The sequence below is a fragment of the Burkholderia sp. HAN2018 genome (assembly GCF_024704855.1).
Taxonomy (GTDB): Bacteria; Pseudomonadota; Gammaproteobacteria; order Burkholderiales; family Burkholderiaceae; genus Burkholderia; species Burkholderia cepacia.
Genome location: NZ_QOBB01000246.1, coordinates 1 through 9,958, shown reverse-complemented (window position 1 = coordinate 9,958; position 9,958 = coordinate 1). Strand labels below are relative to the sequence as shown.

Here is a 9,958-nt window from a genome sequence, read left to right as displayed (position 1 = left end):
GCTGCGGCGCGCCATGCGCGGCGGCCGCGCACGCGAACAGCGTTGCGCCGAGCCAGCGCGACAGCGGACGCACGGCGCCCGGCCGCGCACGGCGGCGGTACGTGTCCCGGCTCGCCATCGGCTCAGGCCGGCACGCCGAACAGGCGTTGACGGATGCGGTACAACGGCTCGAACAGCCATTCGAGCAGGCTGCGCCGCTCCAGCACGATGTCGGCCTTCAGCATCATCCCGGCCCGCAGCGACAGCGGCCGCCCTTCGAACGCCGGCGTGCGGTCGGCCAGCTCGACCCAGGTCTTGAAGTAGGTCTGCGGCGTGGCGGCATCGCCCGGCAGGTTCAGCTCCTTCGCGGAAAACGCGACGGGCGAGATCGACAGCACCTTGCCGCGATACGTGCCGAACTTCTCGACCGGATAGCTTGCGTACGCAACCTTCACCTCCTGCCCCTTCTTCACGAAGCCGGCCTTCGACGACGGAATGTAGACCTCGGCGATCAGCCCGTCGGCCTTCGCGGGCAGGATCTCGACGACGCGCGTACCCGGCGGGTCGATCACGCCGCCCTGCACGACATCGAGCCGCACGATCTGCCCATCGGCCGGCGCGTACAGCACCTGGTTCACGTTCTCGTCGATGTTGTATTCCTTCGCGTTCAGCTCCTCCTGCTTGATCTTCAGCTCCGCGTTCGCACCGTCGTACTTGCTCTGCATCGTGTCGAGGTCGCCGCGCAGCTTCATCGCATTCTTCGCGAGCTCGGCGCGGCGCAGCAGCAGGTCCTGGTACGCCTGCCCGGCCTGCAGGTACTGCGTGTTGACCTGGTTGTACTGCTCGAGCGTCACGACCTGTTCGTCGAGCAGCTGCTTCACGCGTGCGCGCCGTTCGCCGTACTCGTCGACGATGCGCTTCTGGTCCTGGATCTGCCGGTCGATCAGCCCGCGGCTCTCGCCCTGCGCGGCGATCTGCTGGTTGATCTGCTGTACCGACGACCGGTATTCGAGGCGCGCCGCGTCGATCTGCTGCGTGACCTCGACGCGCTGCCGGTCGAGCGCCGCACGCATCCCCTGCACGTTGTTCGCCTGGCTCACGAAGCTCGTGTCGCGCGTCACCGCCAGCAGCCGCTGGCCGGCCTTCACGTGCTGGTCCTTGCCGACGTAGACGTCGCGCACGGCCCAGCCCGGCGGCGCGCTGACGCCGATCAGCCCCGAACGCGGCGTCAGCATCCCCGACACGCTCTCGGTGTTCGCGTAGCTCAGTTCGACGAGCGCGGTCACGAACATCGCGAACATCGCAAGCGACAGGTAGCAGAAGAAGCGCATCGACACCGGCACGTCGACGACACCGTGGATCACGGTGCCGAAGGTCGTGCCGCGCGCGAGCTTGCGCGACGGCTTGTGTTCTCGGAGGGCGGAGTTCCAGGTCGGCATGGGGCAGGCTCGTCAGGAGCGACGCCGCGCGGCCGCATCGAGCAGCGGCGTCGGCATCAGGTAAGGCGTGAAGTGTTCCCAGAAATGCCACTGCTCGGGCTGCCGCACGAGCGCCTGTTCGAGACGGTCGACGATGCGCTGGTGCGTGGCGCGCACCGGCGACGCGTCGTCGTCCGCGCCGAGCATCGGCGCGAGCGGGCTGGCCGCCAGCTCGGTGAAATGCACCGCGCAGCGATCGCGGAACGGCACGCCCGTCGCATACGCGACGAGCAGCGGAATCCCCTGCTCGACCGCGAGCTTCACGCCGCCGCCGGCCATCCGCACCCAGCGGCCGCCGAGCCGGCAGCGGTTGGTCTTGCCGAACTTGCCGTGCAGGTCGGAGAACAGCAGGAACACGGGTGCCTCGCGCCGCAGGCTCGTGATCAGCCGCCGCAGGTGCACGCGCTCCTCGATGTCGATGAACTCGACTTCGCCGGCGCCGTATTCGGCGACGAGCCGCAGCGCATCGTCGAAGAACGCGCCGGGCGCATCCCGGTGCAGGATCACCATCAGCTTGCGGTCGTCGGGAATCATGAAGCGCAGCTTCGTGACGAACAGCATCAGGTTGCCGAAGTGCAGCCCCGCGAGCATCAGCGGGCCGCCGCGCGCGAGTGCCGCCCGCAGCTGCTCGTCGCCTTCACACGCCATCCCGTCGATCATCGACTTCATCGATTCGAGGCTGCGCGTGCGCAGCTTGAGCCCCGCGAATTCCGCTTCGAACAGTTCGCGCACGATCGCCGCCGACACGTCCCGCACGCGTCGCGGATCGTCGTTCAGGTGCGCGCTCAGCATGTATGCGACCGCGCGCTCGATCGACTCGCGAATGCACGGAAAGCAGCGCAGGCAGGCGCCCGAGCACCAGCGCATCAGCCGCAGCCCGCGCGCCGGCGACGTGCGCAGCGCGACGGCCCGCACCACGCGCCGCACCAGGAACGCATACGAGAAAGGATTGAGCAGGAAGAGTCGCCCGAGCATCACCGCGCCTCCTCGGCCGCGCGCCACGCATCGGTCGCGTCGGTCAATACGCCGTCGTGCATCTGGTAGATCCGGTCGACCATCGACAGGATCGATGCGTCATGCGTGACGAGCACGATCGTGCACGGCAGCGTCAGCACGTTGCGGCAGATCTCGTGGGTCGTCGCCTGATCGAGGTTCGACGAGAATTCGTCGAGGATCAGCAGGCGCGGCTCGCAATACAGCGCCCGCGCGATCAGGAGCCGCTGCATCTGCCCGGCCGACAGGAATTTCTGCGTATCGCCGAGCGGCGTGTCGTAGCGATGGTCGAGCCGCTCGATCTCGTCGTGGATACACGCGAGCTTCGCCGCGTCGAACATCGCGCCGATGCGCGGCGCGGGCGCGAAGTTCGTGATGTTGTCGCGGATCGTGCCGCGAAACAGCTGGTCGGACTGCGTGACGGCCGCGAGATGCTTGCGGTACTGCCGCAGGTTCACTTCCGCGAGATCGACGCCGCCGACGAACAGCGTGCCGGGCTCGGGCCGCACAAGCCCGCAGATCAGGTTCAGCAGCGTCGTCTTGCCGCTGCCGGTGCGGCCGACGATCGCGATCTTGCTGCCGGCCGGCACGTCGAGCGCGATCTCGCGCAGGATCGGGCGGTTGCCGCCCTTCGGCGTGTACGACAGCGCGCGGATGGAGAGCGTGCCGTCGAAGCCGTCGACGGGCCGCACGACCGCGTCCGGCGCGGGTTCCTCGGTCTCGGTCTGCAACACGTCGGCGACGCGGTCCATGTGCACCTGCAACACCTTGCGGCGCACGTAGAGCTGGATCGAATCGATGAACTTGTCCGCGAACAGGTTCTTGTACTGGATGAACGCGTAGATCACGCCGATCGTGCTCTGCCCGTGCATGACGAGCCACGCGCCGTATGTGACGATCACGAGCTGCTCGACGTGCACGATCCCCTTCGACACCGCATCGAACAGCAGTTGCAGCCGCTCCTGCTGGCGCATCGCCTGCAGCTTCTGCGTGAACGCGTTGACCCACAGGCTGCTGCGCGCGGTTTCGGCCGACAGCAGCTTGATCGAGTGCGCGGAGCGGATGTTCTCGATCAGCAGCGCATCGGCTTCCGCGCCGCGCGTGAGGATCTGCGACATCGCGTCCTGCAGCTGCGGCTGGATCGCGAGCCGGCTGAGCGCGAACAGCACCATCCCGGCCACGCTGATGCCGGCCAGCACCGGGCTGTAGTACAGCATCAGCACGAGCGTCAGCGTGCACGTGACGATATTGAGCAGCCCGCCGACCAGCCCGTCGACGAGAAACCGCCCGACCTCCGACACCGACGACACGCGCGAGATCGAATCGCCGGTGTTGTGGAACAGGAAATAGCCGATCGGCAGCCGCGCGAGATGCCCGACCATGTTTGCCGACAACTGCTGCGACACGATGTTGCGCAGGTAGCTCTTGATGTTGCCGACGAGGTTCGCGTAGAGCGTGTCGAACAGGAACACGATCGCGAACAGGATCGTCAGCAGGTACAGGATGTCGACGTCGGTCTTCTTCAGCGCCTCGTCGATCGTCAGTTGCACGTATGACGGGCCGAGCAGCAGCAGGAGCTGCGCGGCGACGCCGCCCGCGATGCCGATCGCGAGGCTCTTGCGAATGCCGGTCAGCCCTTCGAGGTAGTCGCGCAGCCTGATCCGGTCGGCCTGCCCCGCCCGCGTGAAGCCGATATCGGGATTCAGTTCGAGCGCGTAGCCCGTGATGTGCGTGAGCGCCTGCGCGAGCGGCAGCTTCGTTTCGCCGAGCGCGGGATCGACGATGTGCACGCTGCCGTAGCCGACCTTCGTCAACACGACATAGTGGTTCATCCCCCAGTGCAGGATGCACGGCGTCTTGAGCGCGTCGAGTTCGCCCGCGTCGAACTGCAGCCCGCGTGCGCGCAGGCCGAGATCGTTCGAGATCTCCATCAGGTCGAAGAACGACAGCCCGGAATCGATCCGGACCGGATAGCGGTTGCGCAGCGTGCGCAACGTCGTTTCGCGCCCGTGCCACGACGCGATCATCGCGAGGCAGGCCAGGCCGCACTCCGTCACCTCGTCCTGCAGGACCGGACGGACTTTACGCGTATTGAAGAGCATGGTCGAGCACCCGAGGCGCGACGAGGCGCCGCCCGGGCCTGCCGATGCGGGCCCGTGGCGGGTCGTGCGCGATACGCAAGGGCACAGCCGGCACGCTGCCGGCTGCGACGGAAGACCGGTGTTACCGGCCGCCTGGCGGGCCGCTCAGCGCGACGAGCCGAGCGACATCCGGAACTGTTCGACGGCGCGGGTCTGGTACTGGGTCATCAGGCCCTGCAGCGTGGTCCCGATCGACTGGTTGACGAGATCGACCGTATAGGCGGCCGAATTGGAGTAAAGCGACGCGCCGCCGCGAATCTGGCGGGCCTGTTCTTCCGTGATGTCTCGCATTTGTTGTGGCCTTTATATTGTCGGAATGCCCGCCACCGTCAGCCAATTGCAATCTCAATGGCCGTTAACTTTATTACGGGGATAATCCGGCACTCCCGCCTCCTGATAATCGCCCGAACCGGAAATAATGCATTCCGGATTCGCTTTATTGCCACTTCGGCGATCGATTCTTTTCCTTCTGTTTCGCAGCATTTCGCGCGGGGGGCGCCTCCCCGCGCACGGCGGTTACTTGCCGGTGTTATTGAACGTCTTCGGGTTCTGCAGGTAATTGCCGAGGCTCGGCAGGAACTGGCCGAGCGCGGTCACCACCGGCGCGGCGTCAACGGCGAGGCTACCCAGCGAGCTGATCGCACCGCCGCCATGCACATTCCTGACCTGTTCCGTCGTCATGACCTTCATCATTCTCTCCTCGTAAAAAATAAAGATGATGCAAAGAACCTTCATTGAAAGACAAACGGCTTTTAATCCCTAGCGACTTGTTAATCTAATAATCACTGCGATTACGAGCCGAAATCAGGCTATCATGCGGGCGCATCGGAATTCAATGGAGGACACACTCTTACAGGCGCGTTTTCCGGTGCGCCACGGATGGCAGGCATTCATTCTGTTTGAATTTCAATTTCAATACGTTTAAATCCCGCCGCAATGCATTGCGGCACGGGCAGGAGACGGAGACGGCCATGTTTGAAACGAGGCGCGCGAATTACGGATCGGCGACGCGGAATTCGGGTAATTCCCTATCAAGTTTTACGACTAGGTGGAATCCCCGACTTGCAACCGTGACATTGTTCGCTGTAACGATAGCCGGCCTGTCGGCGAACGCGCGCGCGTTCTGCCTCGACACCGCCTACCAGTACGCGGTCGTGCACGATCCACGCTACCTGCAGGCGCGCAGCGAATACGATGCGGCCCGCCAGAAATTCCCCGAAGCACGCGCGCAGATGTTGCCGCAGGCCGCCGCGCAACTCGAATGGGGACGCTACGGTACGCACGCGAACCTGTTCGGCATCGACGTCAGCGGCTCGAGCAATGCCGCATACGGTTCCGCGCAGGTCACGCAGGCGCTGTTCAACGTGCCCTACCTGTACGACATGCGGCGCGCGACCGAGTACGAGGAATCGGCGAAACAGAAACTCGAGGTCGCGAAGCAGGACCTGATCCTGCGCGTCGCGAACGCGTGCTTCGACCTGCTGAGCGCACGCGAGAAACTGCAGTCGGCCGACGACGAAGTGAACGCGCTCACCCGGCTCGAAAGCGATACGCGACGCATGGCACAGCTCGGCATGAAGACGATCGGCGACACGGCCGAAATCGAGGCGCGCCGCAGTCTCGCGCAATCCGACGAAGCCCTCGCGCAAACCGACGTGGACGCGCGCCGCGCGCGCTACGAGACGCTGCTCGGTTCGACGATCGATTTCTCGCGCTGGCCGCGGCTCGCGATGCGCGGCTCGTCGCCGCGCATTCCGTCGGGCGAATACGCGCCGCAGGACAACCCCGCGTACCGGCAGGCGTACCGCGACGTCCAGGTCGCGCGGCTCGCCGCGAAGCGCGTCAGCGCCGAGCACTTGCCGACCGTCGACCTGTTCGCATCGTATTCGCGCGGGCTCAACCCGAACCTGCGCGGGCTCACCGATCGCTCCGACTTCCATCAGAGCGCGGTCGGCGTGCAGGTGACGATCCCGATCTTCTCCGGCGGCAGCGTGTACTACCGGCAGGTGGAAGCCGAGCACGTGACCGAGCAGTACCGCAACCGGCTGCGCGAAGTCGAGGAGCAACTGGGCACCGATCATCGCGAGGCGCTGTCCGCGCTCGAATCGGTCGGCAAGCGCATCCGCGCGCTGCAGCAGTCGCTGCAGGCCGCGCGCCTCGCGTACGATTCGTCGATGAAGGCGCATCAGGTCGGTTACAGCACGACGTACGAAACGCTGAACCTGCGGCGCGACATCTCGGGCATCCGGCAGAAGCTGTTCGACAGCTATCTCGATGCGCTGAAGCTGCAGCTGAAGCTGAAAAGCGTGCTCGGCACGCTCGACGAGCAGTCGTTGATCGCGGTGGACAGCTTTCTCGAAAGCAATGCGGTGAGCGAGCGCGGTTAAGCGTAGTTGAGCGTGGGTTGGCGCGCATCGGCATCGCGCAAAAAGGTTGTACACGCAACCTTGATGACCGATGCCGACGCGCCGGCCGGTCGATCCATCGAAGCCGGCGCGGAACGACAATGCGCCGTCGTTCACGCAAGCGTACGTCCGACCCCGCTCGATCGCGCGGCGCAATACACGATCCCGGACGCAAGCCGCGCCCTCACCGCGTGCAGGGGTATACGCGATGTTGCGTCCAAAAAAAACTTTGCCTAGAGTGCATCCCATCGATCCGGCGGACAAAGACGTCCCACGATCGTGCGCAGCGCGCGCCCGCTAGCCCGCGCTTCGCCGGCCCCGTTTCGGGCCGCCCATCCGCATTCCCGTTATCCGACAGCGTTGTCGGATGAACGGACCGGCAAAGAAGCCCTTGCCTCGCTCGTCGAGGCAAGGGCTTTTTTTTGTCTTTCGAAAACGCACGTCTTCACCCGAACCAGGAGCACACCATGCGTCATGGCGATATTTCCAGCAGCAACGACGCCGTCGGCGTCGCCGTCGTCCAGTACAAGATGCCGCGCCTGCACACGCGCGCCGACGTGATCGCGAACGCCCGCGAAATCGCGGAGCGCGTGGTCGGCATCAAGCGCGGCCTGCCCGGCATGGATCTCATCGTGTTTCCCGAGTATTCGACGCACGGGATCATGTACGACGCGAAGGAGATGTATGACACCGCATCGACGATCCCCGGCGAGGAAACCGACATCTTCGCGGCCGCGTGCCGCAAGGCGAACGTGTGGGGCGTGTTCTCGCTGACCGGCGAGCGCCACGAGGAACACCCGGACAAGGCGCCGTACAACACGCTCGTGCTGATCAACAACCAGGGCGAGATCGTGCAGAAGTACCGCAAGATCATGCCGTGGGTGCCGGTCGAAGGCTGGTATCCGGGCGACTGCACGTACGTCGCCGAAGGGCCGAAGGGGCTGAAGATCAGCCTGATCATCTGCGACGACGGCAACTACCCGGAGATCTGGCGCGACTGCGTGATGCGCGGCGCCGAGCTCGTCGTGCGCTGCCAGGGCTACATGTACCCGGCGAAGGACCAGCAGGTGCTCGTGTCGAAAGCGATGGCGTTCATGAACAACTGCTACGTGGCAGTCGCGAATGCATCCGGATTCGACGGCGTGTACTCGTATTTCGGGCACTCGGCGATCGTCGGCTTCGACGGCCGCACGCTCGGCGAATGCGGCGAGGAAGAGAACGGCGTGCAGTACGCGGAGCTGTCGGTGAGCCTGATCCGCGACGCGCGCCGCAACATGCAGTCGCAGAACCACTTGTACAAGCTGCTGCACCGCGGCTACACGGGCAAGATCGGTTCCGGCGAATCGCCGAACGGCGTCGCGCAATGCCCGTTCGAGTTCTATGCGAACTGGGTGAACGACCCGGACGGCACGCGCCAGGCCGTCGAACGCCTGACACGCACGACACCCGGCACGCCCGAATGCCCGATCGAAGGCATTCCGTCCGAAGCGCCCGCGCATCGCTGAACCCGCGCCCCGCCCGGCCGTTCGCGCTGCCTGCGCGAACGGCGCCGTCTCACTCTGGAGCCTTCATCATGCTCGGTGTCGCTCTTTTCTTCATCGGCGCGGTGCTGGTCGTCAACGGCGTCGCGCTCACCGGCCGCATCGAACCGCGCGACGCGGCCGGCCTGAACCTGCTCGTCGGGCTGCTCGCGCTGCTGATCAACCTCGCCGGCCTCGTGCAGGCGTCGGCGCCACCGCAGTTTTTCTCGAGCGCGGGCGGGCTGCTGTTCGCGTTCACGTACCTGTACCTCGCCGCCGTCCAGTGGCGCGGGCTGCAAGGCGCCGGCCTCGGCTGGTATTGCCTGTTCGTCGCGATCAGCGCACTCGTCTATGCGGGCACGTCGAGCGACGCGCGTTTCGGGGCGATGTGGCTGCTGTGGTCGAGCCTGTGGTTCCTGTTCTTCGTCGCGCTCGGGCTGAAGCGGACCGTGCGCTTCCTGCCCGGCTACACGATCGCGATCGGCGTCGGCACCTGCTGGCTGCCCGGCATGCTGATGATGACGGGGAGGTGGTAATGAGCGCACGCGATACGCCGCTGGCCACCGATCCGCTCGCCGGGCACCGCATCGCCGACATGCCGTTCTACCAGCCGGCCGGTGCCGAGGCCGACTGGTTCGAGACGGCCTGCCGCCATCACCTGCCAGTCCTGCTGAAAGGGCCGACCGGCTGCGGCAAGACGCGTTTCGTCGAATACATGGCGTGGCGCATGGGCCTGCCGCTGATCCAGGTCGCGTGCAACGACGACACGTCGGCGGCCGACCTGACGGGCCGCCACCTGCTCGACGCCGACGGCACCTACTGGGCCGACGGGCCGCTCACGCTCGCGGCGCGGCATGGCGCGATCTGCTATCTCGACGAGATCGTCGAAGCACGCCCCGACGCGACGGTCGTGATCCACCCGCTGACCGATTCGCGGCGCGTGCTGCCGCTCGACCGGCTCGGCGAAGTCGTGCATGCGCATCCGGATTTCCATCTGGTGATCTCCTACAACCCCGGCTATCACGGTGAGCACCGGCGGCTCAAGCCGTCGACGCGGCAACGTTTCGTCGCAATCGACTTCGGCTATCCGGATGCCGCGCACGAGGCCGACGTCGTCGTGCGCGAAAGCGGCGCCGACCGCGAAACCGCGCGCCGGCTCGTCGATCTTGCGCAGCGCACGCGGGCGCTGGCGCAGGCAGGCAACGGGCTCGACGAAGGCGCGTCGACGCGCCTGCTCGTGCACGCGGCCCGGCTGATCGTCGCGGGGCTCGCGCCGCTCGATGCCTGCCGGATCGCGATCAGCGACGCGGTGACCGACGACGCCGACACGCGTGCCGCATTGCAGACGATGGCCGCCGCGCACTTCGCGACATGAGCGCACTGCCACTCGCCCGCTTCCTGCACGGGATGACCGCGCACGAGACCGACGTGCGCCTCGACGA

9 protein-coding genes are annotated in these 9,958 nt (G+C 65.9%); 4 read left to right on the top strand and 5 right to left on the bottom strand.

What is annotated here, in order from left to right; all coding sequences use genetic code 11:
* Window positions 1-122: 122 nt before the first annotated feature.
* The 5 genes from DPV74_RS35020 to DPV74_RS35000 all read right to left on the bottom strand — a co-directional run bounded on the left by DPV74_RS35020 (window position 123) and on the right by DPV74_RS35000 (window position 5,281).
* A complete protein-coding gene (locus DPV74_RS35020) occupies window positions 123-1,418 on the bottom strand; it encodes an HlyD family secretion protein (protein WP_059696366.1) in 1,296 nt (431 codons plus the stop codon).
* A 12-nt stretch (window positions 1,419-1,430) separates the two neighbouring features.
* Window positions 1,431-2,435: a hypothetical protein gene (locus tag DPV74_RS35015; RefSeq protein WP_175757439.1), complete on the bottom strand. Its 1,005-nt coding sequence runs from the start codon at window positions 2,433-2,435 to the stop codon at window positions 1,431-1,433.
* Complete coding sequence (locus tag DPV74_RS35010) at window positions 2,432-4,552, bottom strand: peptidase domain-containing ABC transporter (RefSeq protein ID WP_119338858.1); 2,121 nt, start codon at window positions 4,550-4,552, stop codon at window positions 2,432-2,434. The genes DPV74_RS35015 and DPV74_RS35010 overlap by 4 nt, the downstream gene beginning before the upstream one ends.
* A 144-nt stretch (window positions 4,553-4,696) precedes the next feature.
* Window positions 4,697-4,882, bottom strand: a complete 186-nt coding sequence (locus DPV74_RS35005) for a hypothetical protein (RefSeq protein WP_027791386.1) — start codon at window positions 4,880-4,882, stop codon at window positions 4,697-4,699.
* Between the two features lie 225 nt (window positions 4,883-5,107).
* On the bottom strand, window positions 5,108-5,281 hold the full coding sequence (locus DPV74_RS35000; protein WP_006495012.1) for a hypothetical protein: 174 nt from the start codon (window positions 5,279-5,281) through the stop codon (window positions 5,108-5,110).
* A gap of 281 nt (window positions 5,282-5,562) precedes the next feature.
* Here DPV74_RS35000 and DPV74_RS34995 point away from each other — a divergent pair, with 281 nt between their 5' ends.
* The 4 genes from DPV74_RS34995 (at window position 5,563) to DPV74_RS34980 (ending at window position 9,891) form a co-directional block, all read left to right on the top strand.
* Complete coding sequence (locus DPV74_RS34995) at window positions 5,563-6,978, top strand: TolC family protein (protein ID WP_060085144.1); 1,416 nt, start codon at window positions 5,563-5,565, stop codon at window positions 6,976-6,978.
* Between the two features lie 485 nt (window positions 6,979-7,463).
* Window positions 7,464-8,501 (top strand): aliphatic amidase, encoded by a 1,038-nt coding sequence (locus DPV74_RS34990; protein ID WP_119338857.1) that lies wholly within the window; start codon window positions 7,464-7,466, stop codon window positions 8,499-8,501.
* A 68-nt stretch (window positions 8,502-8,569) separates the two neighbouring features.
* Entirely contained in the window at window positions 8,570-9,052 is a 483-nt protein-coding gene (locus DPV74_RS34985) for an AmiS/UreI family transporter (RefSeq protein ID WP_021159494.1), read from the top strand.
* The gene (locus tag DPV74_RS34980) at window positions 9,052-9,891 is read left to right on the top strand and encodes a CbbQ/NirQ/NorQ/GpvN family protein (RefSeq protein ID WP_119338856.1); all 840 of its coding nucleotides are present in this window, start codon (window positions 9,052-9,054) and stop codon (window positions 9,889-9,891) included. The genes DPV74_RS34985 and DPV74_RS34980 overlap by 1 nt, the downstream gene beginning before the upstream one ends.
* Window positions 9,892-9,958 lie beyond the last annotated feature (67 nt).